7 protein-coding genes are annotated in these 14,639 nt (G+C 68.0%); 5 read left to right on the forward strand and 2 right to left on the reverse strand.

The genetic code is table 11. The features are described from left to right. The first annotated feature begins 34 nt into the window (after positions 1 to 34). The 5 genes from bcsA to bcsZ (EDF74_RS00145) all read left to right on the forward strand — a co-directional run bounded on the left by bcsA (position 35) and on the right by bcsZ (EDF74_RS00145) (position 11,396). Positions 35 to 2,185: a UDP-forming cellulose synthase catalytic subunit gene (gene bcsA, locus EDF74_RS00125; protein WP_123729662.1), complete on the forward strand. Its 2,151-nt coding sequence runs from the start codon at positions 35 to 37 to the stop codon at positions 2,183 to 2,185. Next, the gene (bcsB, locus tag EDF74_RS00130; protein WP_260232158.1) at positions 2,182 to 4,521 is read left to right on the forward strand and encodes a cellulose biosynthesis cyclic di-GMP-binding regulatory protein BcsB; all 2,340 of its coding nucleotides are present in this window, start codon (positions 2,182 to 2,184) and stop codon (positions 4,519 to 4,521) included. Before bcsA ends, bcsB begins: the two co-directional genes overlap by 4 nt. Before the next feature lie 2 nt (positions 4,522 to 4,523). Further along, positions 4,524 to 5,684 carry a cellulose synthase complex periplasmic endoglucanase BcsZ gene (gene bcsZ, locus EDF74_RS00135; RefSeq protein WP_123728321.1) on the forward strand — a complete coding sequence of 387 codons (1,161 nt, stop codon included), beginning with the start codon at positions 4,524 to 4,526 and terminating at the stop codon, positions 5,682 to 5,684. After that, positions 5,666 to 10,147: a cellulose biosynthesis protein BcsC gene (locus EDF74_RS00140; protein ID WP_184996990.1), complete on the forward strand. Its 4,482-nt coding sequence runs from the start codon at positions 5,666 to 5,668 to the stop codon at positions 10,145 to 10,147. The genes bcsZ (EDF74_RS00135) and EDF74_RS00140 overlap by 19 nt, the downstream gene beginning before the upstream one ends. A 127-nt stretch (positions 10,148 to 10,274) precedes the next feature. Further along, entirely contained in the window at positions 10,275 to 11,396 is a 1,122-nt protein-coding gene (gene bcsZ / locus EDF74_RS00145; protein ID WP_123728323.1) for a cellulose synthase complex periplasmic endoglucanase BcsZ, read from the forward strand. Positions 11,397 to 11,433: 37 nt separating this feature from the next. On the opposite strand, the gene EDF74_RS00150 is transcribed toward bcsZ (EDF74_RS00145), so the two are convergent. Both EDF74_RS00150 and ettA read right to left on the reverse strand, forming a co-directional pair. After that, on the reverse strand, positions 11,434 to 12,750 hold the full coding sequence (locus tag EDF74_RS00150) for an NCS2 family permease (protein ID WP_123728324.1): 1,317 nt from the start codon (positions 12,748 to 12,750) through the stop codon (positions 11,434 to 11,436). 93 nt (positions 12,751 to 12,843) lie between these two features. Then, entirely contained in the window at positions 12,844 to 14,508 is a 1,665-nt protein-coding gene (ettA, locus tag EDF74_RS00155; RefSeq protein ID WP_121042662.1) for an energy-dependent translational throttle protein EttA, read from the reverse strand. Positions 14,509 to 14,639 lie beyond the last annotated feature (131 nt).

Consider the following 14,639-nt stretch of genomic DNA (forward strand, 5'->3'; position numbering starts at 1 on the left):
GATGCCGCGCTCTGCGGCCGTGTTGGGGAACATCATGAGCAAAACTTCCACCCCGAGAGGGGATGCCGTTCTGGCCCGCTTGGCGCTGCTTGCGCTGGTGGTCGGCGGCGCCATGCTGCTGGCCTTCGTGATCACCGTGCCCATGGAGATCGGTCAGCAGTTCCTGTTCTCTGCGGTGGTGTTCCTGATCGCCCTGTGCCTGCGCAACCGCGAAAGCCGGTTGATCCCGCTGGTGTTGATGGGTCTGTCGTTGGTGATGTCCACGCGCTACATGTACTGGCGCCTGACCGACACCATGGGCATGAGCAGCTTCGTCGATCTCACCCTGGGGCTGGGCCTGGTGGCCGCCGAGGTGTACTCGTTCATCGTGCTGGTGCTGGGCTACTTCCAGGTGGCCTGGCCGCTGCATCGCAAGCCGATGCCGCTGCCGGAAGATCAGTCGCTGTGGCCCACCGTGGATGTGCTCATCCCGACCTACAACGAGCCGCTGTCGGTGGTGCGTACCACCGTGCTGGCCGCCACCGTGCTGGACTGGCCGGCCGACAAGCTCAACATCTACCTGCTTGATGACGGCCGCCGCGAGGAATTCCGCGAATTCTGCGAAGAGATCGGGGTGAAGTACATCACCCGTACCAACAACAATCACGCCAAGGCCGGCAACATCAATGCGGCGTTGAAGAAGACCAGCGGCGAGTACGTGGCGATCTTCGATTGCGACCACATGCCGACCCGCTCGTTCCTGCAGATGTCGATGGGCTGGTTCCTGTTCGACGAGAAGATGGCCGTGGTGCAGACGCCCCATTACTTCTTCTCGGCCGATCCGTTCGAGCGCAACCTGGGCAACTTCGGGCGGGTGCCCAACGAAGGCGAGCTGTTCTACGGCCTGCTGCAGGATGGCAACGACCAGTGGAACGCGACCTTCTTCTGTGGCTCCTGCGCGGTGATCAAGCGCGGACCGCTGGAGGAAGTCGGTGGCGTGGCCGTCGAAACCGTCACCGAGGATGCGCACACCGCGATCCGTCTGCACCGTGCCGGGTATCGCAGCGCCTACATCCCGGTGCCGCAGGCGGCCGGCCTGGCCACCGAGAGCCTGTCGGCGCACGTTGGCCAGCGCATCCGCTGGGCCCGTGGCATGGCGCAGATCCTGCGGGTGGACAACCCCATGTTCGCCAAGGGGCTGAGCCTGATGCAGCGCATCTGCTACACCAACGCGATGCTGCATTTCTTCTATGGCCTGCCACGGATCATCTTCCTGACCGCACCGCTGGCCTTCCTGTTCTTCGGCGCCCACGTCATCCACGCCTCGGCGCTGATGATCCTGGCCTACGCGCTGCCGCACATCGTGATGGCCAACCTGACCAACCTGCGCGTGCAGGGCAAGCATCGCCATCTGCTGTGGAACGAGGTCTACGAGACCACCCTGGCCTGGTACATCCTGCGCCCGACCCTGATGGCGGTGATCAACCCCAAGCTGGGCAAGTTCAACGTGACGGCCAAGGGCGGGCTGGTCCAGCGCAGCTATTTCGATGCGCAGATCGCCCGCCCGTATCTGCTGCTGCTGTTGTTGAACCTGCTGGGCGTGGTGGCCGGCATCGTGCGGATGGTGATGGCCGATACCAGCGGCGAGGTCAATACGATCTGGTTGAACCTGGGTTGGACCGTCTACAACATGATCATGCTGGGCGCGGTGATCGCCACCTCCAGCGAACAGCGCCAGATCCGCCGCTCGCACCGCGTGCCGCTCAACATGCGCGCTGTATTGCACCTGCCCGATGGCCAGGCACTGCCGTGCCGCACGCTGAACTTTTCCACCGGTGGCATGGCGCTGCGGCTGGACCAGTCCCAGCCCGTGCAGCCGGGTACGTACGTGGAGGTCGAACTGGCCCATCGCCAGCGCAGCGAGCGCCTGCCGGCCGAAGTGCGGCATGACCGTGACGACCAGGGCATCAGCATCCAGTTCGGCGAGCTGACCCTGGAGCAGGAACGCTGGCTGGTCACCTCCACCTTCGCCCGTGCCGACATCTGGGTGAAGCTGTGGGGTCGCCATGACCGCGACACGTTCCTGCGTTCCACCACCGACGTCCTCAAGGCCAGCATGCGCGGCTTCCACCGCCTGGGCCAGTTCGTTCTTGCGGGGGGCCGCAACGACGGTCCCACCCCGCCGCGCACCGGAGATTCCGCATGACCCGTCGTCACCGTTCCCTGTTCCGCCCGGTGCGCATGCCGCGTCCGTCCGCCGCAGCGGTGGCGTTCACCCTGACCCTGCTGTGTGGCGCGGTCTACGCGCAGGATCCTGCGGTACCTGCACCGGCCACCCCCGTCGCCGCACCCGCCGATGCCGCCCCGGCAGTGCCCGTGGCGCCCGCCGCGCCGGCGGCCGGTTCGCGGCAGAGCCGCGCCACGCTCAAGCAGCTCGGCATCGATTACGAGATCACCCTGCGCGGCATCCAGGGCACCGCTGGCGTGCCGTTCTCGGTGCGCAACGACCAGGTGGTCGATCGGGCCTCGCTCCATCTGAAGTACAGCTATTCGCCGGCGCTGCTGCCGGATCTGTCGCACCTGAAGGTCACCGTCAACGACGTCACCGTGGCGACCCTGCCGACCCCGGTCGAGCAGGCCGGGCGGATGATCGAGCGCGACATCGACATCGATCCGCGCATGATCATCGACTACAACCGCATCAACCTGCAGTTGATCGGTCACTACACGCGCGAGTGCGAAGACCCTGACCACACCAGCCTGTGGGCCAACATCGACGCCGGCAGCTATCTGGAACTGGGCTGGGCCCCGCTGCAACTGACCAATGATCTGTCGCTGCTGCCGGTGCCGTTCTTCGATGCCCGTGACACCAACCGGCTGGAACTGCCGTTCGTGTTCACCGGGCAGCCGGGGCAGGGCCTGCTGCAGTCGGCCGGTATCGTCTCTTCGTGGTTCGGCGCGCTGGCCGGCTATCGCGGTGCGCTGTTCCCGGCCTCGATCGATACCGTGCCGCTGGAAGGCAATGCGGTGGTCGTGGCGACCCCGCGCAACCCGCCGGCCGGCCTGGTGCTGCCCGACATCAGCGGGCCGACCCTGGCCGTGATCGCCAATCCGAACGATGCCAACGGCAAGTTGTTGCTGGTGCTCGGCCGCGATGACGGTGAGCTGCGCATCGCCGCCACCGCGCTGACCCTGGGCACGCCGTTGTCCGGACCGACCGCCAGCATCGGCGATTTCAAGGAGATCGCGCCGCGCAAGCCGTATGACGCGCCGAACTGGATTCCCAGCGATCGCCCGGTGCGCGTCTCCGAACTGGTCCAGCAGACCAGCGAGTTGAATGTGGTCGGCTATCACCCGGACCTGATCCGGATCGGCCTGCAGCTGCCGCCGGATCTGTTCACGTGGCGCCGTGACGGCATCCCGCTGGACCTGCGCTACCGCTACACGCTGCCGGAAGGGGCGAACAAGTCGGCGCTGAACATCAGCATCAACGATGCCTTCGTCACCACGCTGCCCTTGAACGGCCGCCCGGCACCGCGCTCGGTGTCGGAGATGCTGTGGAACAAGATGAAGGCACCGGGCGTGATGCCGATCCAGCAGAAGGTGATGCTGCCGACCGGCCCGTTCTCGTCCAACAGCCAGCTGCGCTTCCACTTCTTCTTCGACCGCCCGCAGGCGGCCGAGTGCAAGAACACGTTCCCGGATGTGTCCGCGGCGATCGATGGCGACACCAGCATCGACCTGAGCGGCTTCGACCACTACATGGCGATGCCCAATCTGGCCGCCTTCGGTAATGCCGGCTATCCCTTCACGCGTCTGGCCGATCTGTCCGAGACCGTGCTGGTGCTGCCCAACAACCCCACCGCCGATGATGTCGGCAACGTGCTGACCCTGCTCGGCCGCATGGGCGCCTCGACCGGCTACCCGGCGGTGCGCAACCGCATCATCGCCGCGGGCCAGGTGGGCGAACATGCCGATCAGGATCTGGTCGTGCTGGGCTCGCGTCGCAGCCAGCCGCTGTTCGGCGAGTGGGCCGCGCACCTGCCGATCGGCGAGGCGGGGCAGTCGCGTCGCTTCCAGCTGTCGGACTGGGTGTTCGAGCGGATGCCGTCGTTCCTGTCGCCGGATGCGCGCCGTACCGATCTGCCGACCACCGCCGAAGTGTCGGTGCGTCCGGATGCCGGCGATGTCGTGCTGATGGGCTTCGAGTCGCCCCTGCGCAAGGGGCGCAGCGTGATCGCGGTGATGGCCGATGATCCGGCGCAGGTCAATCGCCTGTTCGAGGCATGGTTCGATCCGGACCGCCTGCGTGACTTCCAGGGCAGCGTGGTGCTGCTGCAGAAGGACAAGGTGCGCAGCCTGGCCGGTAACCAGAGTTATTACGTCGGCCACCTCCCGCCGTTGACCTGGCTGCGCTGGTACTTCTCGCAGAGTCCGTTGCTGCTGGCCGGCTTTGTCGGGTTGGCCTGCCTGTTGTTGGCCCTGATTGCACGTTGGCTGCTCAAGCGCAACGCCAAGGCACGCATCCGGGTGTCCGGCTGAGCATGCGCGACACGTCCGTCCCCGCGCCGGCGCTCGCGCGCCGCCGCTTTCTGCAGGCACTTGCGGCAGCCGGTGCTGCCGCCGCGTTGCCGCTGGACGCGTGGGCGCAGGCCTGTGGCACGCCGTGGCGCGAGTGGCGCACGTTCGTGGATCGGCACATCGAGCCCGATGGGCGCGTGGTCGATCACCTCAACACGGATCTGCGCAGCACGTCCGAATCGCAGTCCTACGGGTTGTTCTTCGCGCTGGTCGACAACGATCCGGTGCTGTTCGACCGCATCCTGGCCTGGACCCGACGCCAGCTCTGTCGCGGGCGCGCGGATCTCAATCTGCCGGCGTGGCTGTGGGGCCGGGCCGCCGATGGCCAGTTCCGCGTGCTCGACCCCAACACCGCCTCCGATGGTGAGTTGTGGATCGCGTATGCGCTGCTCGAAGCCGGTCGCTTGTGGAAGCGCCCGGGACTGGTCGAGGCCGGGCGCCAGACGCTCGCGCTGATGCGCACAGCCGAAATCGTCGAGCTGCCCGGATTCGGGCCGATGTTGCTGCCCGGCAATCGCGGCTTCGTGCAGGCCGACCGCTGGACGCTCAATCCGAGTTACCTGCCGCTGTTCGTGCTGCGCCGCTTCGCCGCCGTCGATGCACGCGGTCCGTGGGCGCGGCTGGCCGAGCGCAGCGTGGCGATGACCCGCGCCAGCGCTCCGGTGGGATTTGCGCCGGACTGGATCGCCTGGAACGGCAAGGCCTTCGTGGTCGACGCCGGCAAAGGTGGGATCGGCAGCTACGATGCCATCCGCTGCTACCTCTGGGCCGGGATGACCGACCCGGCCGATCCGCTGCGGCGCAGCTTGCTTGATGGCCTGTCCGGCCCGCTGTCGATGCTGCGCGCGCAGACCGGCTTTGCCGAGAAGATCGACACGCGCCTGGGCGTCGGCACCGGCGCACCCTCGCCGGGCTTTGCCGCGGCGCTGTTGCCGTATCTCAGTGCACTTGGCCAACCTGCACTGGCCAAGGCACAGCTGGCGCGCATCCCGACCGGCACCCTCAACTATTACGATCGTGCCCTGGTGCTGTTCGGCAAGGGCTGGATGGATCGCCGCTACCGTTTTTCTGCCGATGGGCGACTGCTGCCCGCGTGGAGTTCGCCATGTTCCGCAAGACCCTGACCCCCCTTTGCCTGGTTGGCCTGTGCGTGTTGACCGTGCCGGCCTTCGCGCAGAACGCATCGTCCACGCAGCAGCTGGTCAGCCAGGGCAATTACTGGCAGGACCAGGGCCGTGAGGATCTGGCGGCCGATGCCTGGCGCAAACTGCTGGCGACCGATCCCAACCAGGCCGACGCACTGCTCGGCCTGGGCCTGATCGACCTCAATCAGGGCCGCCGTGCCGAGGCACAGAAGCGGCTGCAGCAGCTGCAGGCACGCCACCCGTCCTCGGCGCAGGCCACGCGCCTGCGCATGGCGCTCGGCGGTGGCGGCGGTGGCAACCAGCTGCAGACCGCGCGCCGTGCGGCGGCGGCCGGTCGCTACGTCGAAGCGGTACGCGCCTATGAAGAGGCCTTCGGTGCGGGCGGCCCGCCCAATGATCTGGCGCTGGAGTACTACCAGGTGCTGGCCGGTACACCGGAAGGCTGGACCCGCGCGCGCGATGGCCTGCGCCGTATCGCCACCGGCAACAACAACCCGGCCAAGCTCGCGCTGGCCCAGGTGCTGACCTACCGCGAGCCGACCCGCCGCGAGGGCATCGCCCAGCTGCGTACGCTCAGCCAGGCCAACGACACCGCCGGCCCCGCGCGCGCGGCCTGGCGCCAGGCGCTGCTGTGGCTCAACGCCACCACCGCCGATGCCGGGCTGTATCAGGCCTTCCTGGACGTCGTACCCAACGATCGTGAAGTGGCGGCCAAGCAGGCGCAACTGCGCGAGCAGGCTGTGGCCAACCGTCCCGTGCCGCAGGACCCGAACCAGCGCCTGCTCGGCGAGGGCTTCCGCGCGCTGGACAGCAACAATCTGGCCCAGGCCGAAGCGCGTTTCGCGCAGGTGCTGCGCGCGCGGCCGCGCGATGCCGAGGCACTCGGTGGGCTGGGTTCGGTACGCCTGCGCCAGGAACGTTTCGGTGAAGCCAATGAACTGCTGCGTCCGGCCGCTGCGATCAACGGCAAGTGGCGCAGCGCGGCTGATGCCGCGCGCTACTGGCTGACCCTGCAGGAGGTGCGTCGCCAGCCCAGCGGCGATGCCATCGCCCGTGTGCAGCAGGTCATCGCGCTGCAGCCGAAGGAGCCTGCGGGTTACGTTGCGCTGGCCGACCTGCAGAGCGGCAGCGATCCGGCCGCGGCCGAACGCAGCTACCGCAAGGCATTGGAACTGGATGCCGGCAATGCCGGTGCGTTGCAGGGCCTGGTCGGCCTGCTTGGCCGTCTTGGGCGCGCCGATGAAGCAGCCGCACTGTTCGACCGGCTGACCCCGGCCCAGCAGGAAAGCGCCGGTGGCCAGTCCGTGCTGCGTGCCAACCTCGCCCGCGCCCGTGCGCAGCAGGCCTTGGCCGAAGGCAGCATCGAGATGGCGCAGATCGAATTGGAAGACGCGCTGCTGGTACAGCCGCGCGATCCGTGGCTGCGGCTGGAACTGGCGCGGCTGTACACGCGCGCGGGCCGTCCGGACCAGGCCAACGGGGTGATCGAAGGGCTGCGCGCGCTGGACGACAGCTCGGCGACGTCGCTGTATGCCCAGGCCCTGTTCGCCCAGGAAAGCAGCGATTGGCCGCGGGCCTACGCGCTGCTCGAACGCATTCCTGCCGCCTCGCGTGATTCTGAAATGACCGCCCTGCATGACACCGCGTGGGTGCAGGTGCAGGCCGCCCAGGCGCGCTCACTCATGCAGCGCCAGCGCAGTGGCGAAGCGCAGTTGCTGCTGGCCCGCGCCGAAGCCGCACTTGGTGACCGGGTCAAGAATCCGTCCATCGTGGCCGCGTTGGCCGGTGCCTACGCCGATATCGGCAGCCAGCAGCGCGCCCTCGTGCTCGCGCAGCGCCTGATCGAAGGCGGTTCGCCCAGCGTCGACAACCGCCTGGAATATGCCTCGGTGCTGTTGCGCGCCGGTCGCGATGGCGAAGTCGCCGCGATCCTGCGCCAGCTCGCCGACGTGCCACTCTCGGCGGGCCAGCAGACCCGTTTGAACGATCTGCGCAGCGGTTACGTGCTGCGCCAGGTCGATGCGCTGCGTGAGCTGGGCAATCTTGAAGGCGCGTACGCCGTGCTGGCCCCGGCGTTGGCCGAGCGCCCGCAGGATCCGCGCAACATCGCCGCGCTGGCGCGGCTGTATGCCGCCGCGGGCGACAACGGCCAGGCCCTGGCGCTGTATCAGCAGCAGCTGCAGCTGGCGCCGGGCGATCTGGATGCGATGGTGGCCGCTGCCGGCAGTGCTGCGGCGATGCGTGACATGGACCTGGCCGAACAGTATCTGGAGCGCGCGCTGAAGCAGGCGCCGGAATCGCCGGATGTGTTGGCGGCCGCAGGCCGTGTGTATCGCGCGGCCGGCAAGAACCGCCGCGCCGAAAGCTACTTCCGCGCGTCGCTGGCGGCTGCTGCGAAGGGCAGTGGCCAGCTCGACAACGGCTACCCGCAGGCCAGCACCGCGATGCTGGCAGGCGGTGGCAGTTTCAACCCGTTCGCCGGTCTGAACCGTGGCGGTGGCACCCGTACCGCAGCGCTGCGCGACGGTGGCCTGCCGTTGCCGGCCGCCACCGCACGCCTGGCTGCCGAACCCCTGCCGATGGACGCCGGTCCGGCAATGGGCATGAGCCTGGGCCCGGCCAGCGTCACCCCGGTAATCGATGCCGATGGCCTGCCGGAGCCGGTCATGGTCACGGCCGCGGCCAGCGGCGGTGTCGCCCTGCCGTTGCCGGTGCCCGGCTCGCGCCAGGTACCCAGCCAGGCGAGTGCACCGCGCGCCTCGCGCAATACCGCGCTTGGTCCGTTGCCGGCGGCCACCACCGGCAACGGCGTGCTCGATGAACTGCGCGCGCTCAAGGCCGAGAACAGCAGCAGCCTGGCGGTCGGCGCGGCGTATCGCACCCGCGCTGGCGAAGCCGGCATGGGCCAGCTCGATGACCTGCAGGTGCCGATGGAAGGGCAGTTCGCGGTCGGCGACGGCAAGCTCAAGGTTACCGTCACCCCGACCGTGCTCGATGCCGGGCGCCCGGATCCCGAATACACCAGTGCCAGCCGTTTCGGCGGTGGCCCGCAGGCGGCTCTGGCCGGCGCTCTGGCGGCCGACCGCACGCCGGTCGATGACCTGGTCGGCTCGTCGCTGTACCAGACACTACTGACCCGCGGCGAGAGCAATGCCACCCGCAATCTGATCTACGACCGCGCCCTGGACAACGGCCGTTACCAGGAGCTGTTCAACCAGACCGATGGTTCGCTCACCCAGGCCGAACGTGCGGCGGCCGCGCGTGCGCTGCTGTTTGCCGATCCGCTGCCGAGCTACATCCTCAGCCGCGACCTGGCCAACACGCCGATCAGCGACATCGCCACCCAGGTGCTGGGCAATGCCGGCCTGGTGCGCGGGCTGACGGCGGCCGAGCAGGCCCAGCTCAAGACCCTGTCCCAGGGCGGTGGTGGATCGCAGACCCCACAGGCCTTCCAGGACACCCTGTACGCGATGGTGGCCAATGCGGCCGGCTCGCAACGGATGAGCTCGCAGGATGCCAGCGGTGCCGGCGTCTCGGTCGGCTACGAGCGCGGTGGCTTCCGCGCCGATGTCGGCAGCACCCCGCTCGGCTTCGATGACACCCAGATCGTCGGTGGCATCGGCTACCGCGGCCAGATCGGCGACGCGCTGACCTGGTCCGGCGAAGCCTCGCGCCGCGCCGTGACCGACAGCCTGCTGTCGTTCGCCGGTGTGGAAGACGGACGCAACGGGCTGCGCTGGGGCGGGGTGACCGCCAGCGGCGCCAAGCTCGCCGCGACTGTCGACAACGGTCAGTTGGGCGGCTACGCCAGTGCGTCGTGGCATCGCCTGGAAGGCGAGAACGTGGCCGACAACGACCGCCAGGAAGTCGGTGTGGGCGTCTACGTGCACGCGCTGGAAACCACCAACCAGTCGCTGACCGCCGGCCTGAACCTGACCGCGATGCAGTACGACCGCAACCTCAGCGGCTTCACCTACGGGCACGGCGGCTACTTCAGCCCGCAGCGCTACGTGGATGTCGGCTTCCCGGTGCACTGGAACGGTCGTACTTCCAGCGGCCGCGTGGCCTGGCAGCTGGATACCAGCGTCGGCGTACAGCACTTCAAGGAAGAGGCCGCGCCGTACTTCCCGACCGATCCGGCGATGCAGCAGGCCGCCTACGATGCCGCCTCGATGGCCGCGCTGCTCGGCCTGACCACCGAGTACGTCGACCCGGTCTACACCGGCCAGACCAAGACCGGCGTGTCCTACAACCTCAGCGCCGCCGCCGAATGGCAGCTGTCCTCGCAGCTGTTCCTGGGCGGGCGGATGGAGTTCAACAACGCGCGTGACTACCGACAGTTCGGCACCAGCCTGTACCTGCGCTTCCTGCTCGACCGCCTCGGCGCCGGGCTGGGCAAGCAGCCGCAGCCGCTGCGCTCGCCGTACGCCTCGGGTGAATGATCGCCGTCATGCGCTGATGACCGGCCCGCTGCCAGGCTTTACCTGGCCGCGGGTGTCCCGCAGGCTTGGCGGGTTCCTGCTGCGAAGAGGCTGATGTCCCGTGACTGATTCCCGAGCGTTCCACCCGATGCGCCGCCGCCTGCTGCAGGCGCTGGCCGTGACCCCGCTGCTGGCCTGTTCGGCCAATGGTCCGGCACGTGGTCCCGGCCCGTGGACCGCGTGGCAGGTGATGCGCGCCTCCAGCGTGACCCCGGACGGCCGCATGGTCGACCACAACAACGCCGACCAGCGCTCGACCTCCGAAGGCCAGTCCTACGCGCTGTTCTTCGCGCTGGTGGACAACGATCAGCCGCTGTTCGACCGCATCCTGCGCTGGACCGAGGACAACCTCGCCGGCGGCAGCATGGCCCAGCGCCTGCCGGCCTGGCTGTGGGGGCGTGATGCCGCCGCCAGCGCCTGGAAGGTGCTCGACGACAACCCGGCCAGCGACTCGGACGTGTGGCTGGCCTACACCCTGCACGAAGCGGCGCGGTTGTGGAAACGGCCGGCGCTGCGGCAGACCGCCGAGGCGATGCTGGCCGCGATCCTGGCCCAGGAAGTGGTGAATGTGCCGGGGCTGGGCACGATGCTGATGCCAGGGCCGAACGGGTTCGCGACCGAAGATACCTGGCGCTTCAATCCCAGCTACGTACCGTTGCCGCTGCTGCGCCGGTTCGCCGCACTGGACCCGACCGGGCCGTGGACCACCGTGATCGGCAACAGTGTGCGACTGCTGCGCGACACCGCGCCGCACGGTTTCGCGCCGGACTGGACGGCGTGGCGCGACGGCGGTTTCATCGCCGATCCGGACAAGGGCCCGCTCGGCAGTTATGACGCGATCCGCTGTTACCTGTGGGCGGGCATGACCGCGGTCAACGATCCCAGCTTCCGCCCGGTGCTGGAGGCGCTGCATGGTCCGCTGACGGTGTTGCGCGACGGCCAGCCGATACCCGAGAAGGTCAACACGCTCACCGGCGCGCGCGAGGGCACCGGCAACTACGGCTTCGAGGCGGCATTGGTGCCGTACCTGCAGGCGCAGGGCGAAGCGGACCGGGCAAAGGCGATGGCGGCTGGCCTGCCCACACCGGAGCAGCAGCGTGCCGCGCCGCCGCGCTATTACGAGCAGGTGCTCAGCCTGTTTGCGCTGGGCTGGTACGAAGGTCGCTACCGCTTCGCCGCGGACGGCCAATTGCGGCCGGCCTGGGTCTGATCCGCCGGCTACCGACCGCGGGTCGGTAGGCGCACCCTCATTCCAGCGCGTAACGCAGCACGAACAACCCGGCCACCAGCCACACCGCCGGGTGCACCTCGCGCCAGCGCCCGGTGCCGGCCTTGAGCACCGCATAGGCGATGAAGCCGAAGGCCAGACCATTGGCGATGGAGTAGGTGAACGGCATCGCCAGCGCGCACAGCGCGGCCGGCACCGATTCGGTCAGGTCGCCCCAGTCCACATCGACCAGCTCGCGCAGCATCAGCCCGGCCACGAACAGCAGGGCAGGGGCGGTCGCGTAGCCGGGCACCATCGCCGCCAGCGGCGAGAACAACAGGGCGGCCAGGAACAGCGCGGCCACGACCAACGCGGTCAGGCCGGTGCGGCCACCGGCCTGCACGCCCGACGCGCTTTCAGCGAAGGCGGTGGTGCTGCTGGTGCCGAGCAGCGAGCCGGCCACGATCGCGGTGCTGTCGGCCAGCAGCGCACGGCCGAACCGCTTCTGTGCCCCTGGCAGTTTCAGCAGCCCTGCGCGACCGACCACGCCGTACAGCGTGCCGGTGGCATCGAACACTTCCACCAGCACGAAGACCAGCACCACCTGCAGCAACACCGCGATCGGCGCGCCGCCGTCGTGGTGCAGCAGGCCGGGCAGGTCCAGCTGGAGGAAGGTCGGGGCCAGACTCGGCGGCAGCGAGATCAGGCCGTGGAACTGCACATCACCAAGCAGCCAGGCGGCACCGGTGACGGCCAGGATTCCGATCAGGATCGCACCGCGCACCTTGCGCGCCTCCAGGATCGCGATCAGCAGGAAGCCGGCCAGTGCCAGCAGCGGCGGCGCGGTGTTGAGTGGGCCCAGTGCGACCAGCGTGTCGGTGTTGGCGATGATCACGCCGGATTTCTGCAGCGCGATGATCGCCAGGAACAGCCCGATGCCGGCCACGATCGCCGCACGCAGCGAGGGCGGGATGCCCGCCACCAACCACGCGCGTACGCCGGTGAGCGACAACACCAGGAACACCAGACCGGATATGAAGACGGCGGCCAACGCCTGCTGCCAGGGCAGGCCGGCGGCGCCGACCACGGTGAAGGCGAAGAACGCATTCAAGCCCATGCCCGGGGCCATGCCGACCGGGAAGTTGGCCGCGAACGCCATCACCAGCGAGCCCAGCGCGGCGGCCAGGCAGGTGGCGACGAACACCGCGCCCGGGTCCATGCCGGTGGTGGCCAGGATGTCCGGATTGACGAAGACGATGTAGGACATCGTCAGGAAGGTGGTCAGGCCGGCCAGCAGTTCGGTGCGCACGGAGGTGCCGTGCTGCTGCAGCTGGAACAGGCGCTCGGGGAGGGACATGGTGGTTATCTCGCGACGATAAGGCGTCACGACCAACGGTCGTGACCTACCGGAATGCAAACGGCCGCGCAGTGCGCGGCCGTTTTTCCTTTCTTATTTCAGCGCCTTGAAGCGCAGGCGCTTCGGCGCGGCGTCGTCGCCCATGCGGCGGCGCTTGTCTTCTTCGTACTCGCGGTAGTTGCCCTGGAAGAACTCCACGTGCGAATCGCCTTCGAACGCCAGGATGTGGGTCGCGATGCGATCCAGGAACCAGCGGTCATGCGAAATCACGAAGGTGTTGCCCGGGAACTCCAGCAGCGCATCTTCCAGCGCACGCAGGGTTTCGATGTCCAGATCGTTGGACGGTTCATCGAGCAGCAGCACGTTGCCACCCTGCAGCAGGGTCTTGGCCATGTGCAGGCGGCCACGCTCACCACCGGACAGCGAGCCGACCAGCTTCTGCTGATCCTGGCCCTTGAAGTTGAAGCGGCCGATGTAAGCGCGCGACTGGATCTCCACACCGTTGATGTTGAGGATGTCCAGGCCGCCAGCGATTTCCTGGAAGACGTTGTGGTTGCCTTCCAGCGCGTCGCGGCTCTGATCCACGTAGGACAGCTTGACGGTCGGGCCGACCACGATCTCGCCGGTATCCGGCTTTTCCTGGCCGGTGATCATCTTGAACAGGGTCGACTTACCGGCACCGTTGGGGCCGATGATGCCGACGATCGCGCCACCCGGGACCAGGAAGTTGAGGTTGTCGAACAGCAGGCGATCACCGAACTTCTTGGAGACGTTCTTGAATTCCATCACCGCATTGCCCAGGCGCTCGCCCGGCGGGATGAAGATTTCATTGGTCTCGTTGCGCTTCTGGTAATCCACCGACTGCAGCTCTTCCAGGCGGGCCAGACGGGCCTTGCCCTTGGTGCGGCCGCCCTTGGCGTTCTGGCGCGACCACTCCAGTTCCTTCTGGATCGCCTTCTGGCGGGACTTCTCCTGGTTGTCTTCCTGACGCAGGCGGTCGTCCTTCTGGGTCAGCCAGTCGGTGTAGTTGCCCTTCCACGGAATGCCGCGGCCGCGATCCAGTTCCAGGATCCACTCGGCGGCGTTGTCCAGGAAGTAGCGATCATGGGTAACGGCCACGACAGTGCCGGTGTAGCGGGCCAGGAACTGCTCCAGCCATTCCACGGACTCGGCGTCCAGATGGTTGGTCGGTTCATCGAGCAGCAGCATGTCCGGCTTCTGCAGCAGCAGGCGGCACAGCGCCACGCGGCGCTTTTCACCACCGGACAGGGTGCCCACGATGGCTTCCCACGGCGGCAGGCGCAGCGCGTCGGCGGCCACGTCCAGCTGGTTTTCCAGGGTGTGTGCATCGCCGGCGGCGAGGATCGCCTCCAGGCGCTCCTGTTCCTTGGCCAGCTTGTCGAAGTCGGCGCCTTCCTCGGCATAGGCCAGGTAGACGGCGTCCAGCTGGGCCTGGGCCTGCAGCACTTCGCCCACGCCTTCCTCGACGGATTCACGCACCGTCTTGGTCGGGTCCAGCTCCGGTTCCTGGGCCAGGTAGCCGACCTTGATGCCGGCCTGCGGGCGGGCTTCGCCCTCGAAATCGGTATCCACGCCGGCCATGATCTTGAGCACCGTCGACTTGCCGGAGCCGTTCAGGCCCAGCAGGCCGATCTTGGCACCGGGGAAGAACGACAGCGAGATGTCCTTGATGATCTGCCGCTTGGGCGGGACCACCTTGCTGACGCGGTTCATGGTGTAGATGTATTGCGAGGACATGAGCTCTCCGAAGGCGCAACCCTGCGCCCGTTCCGGACGGAACAGGAACAGAAGAAGAAAAGGATGGGCCAATTATAGCCGGAAGCGATCAGGGCCGCCGGGAGCCAAGGTGCCCGGGGCTTGCCGCCGCC

Source organism: Stenotrophomonas rhizophila, from assembly GCF_003751305.1.
In the GTDB taxonomy this organism is placed as follows: Bacteria; Pseudomonadota; Gammaproteobacteria; order Xanthomonadales; family Xanthomonadaceae; genus Stenotrophomonas; species Stenotrophomonas rhizophila_B.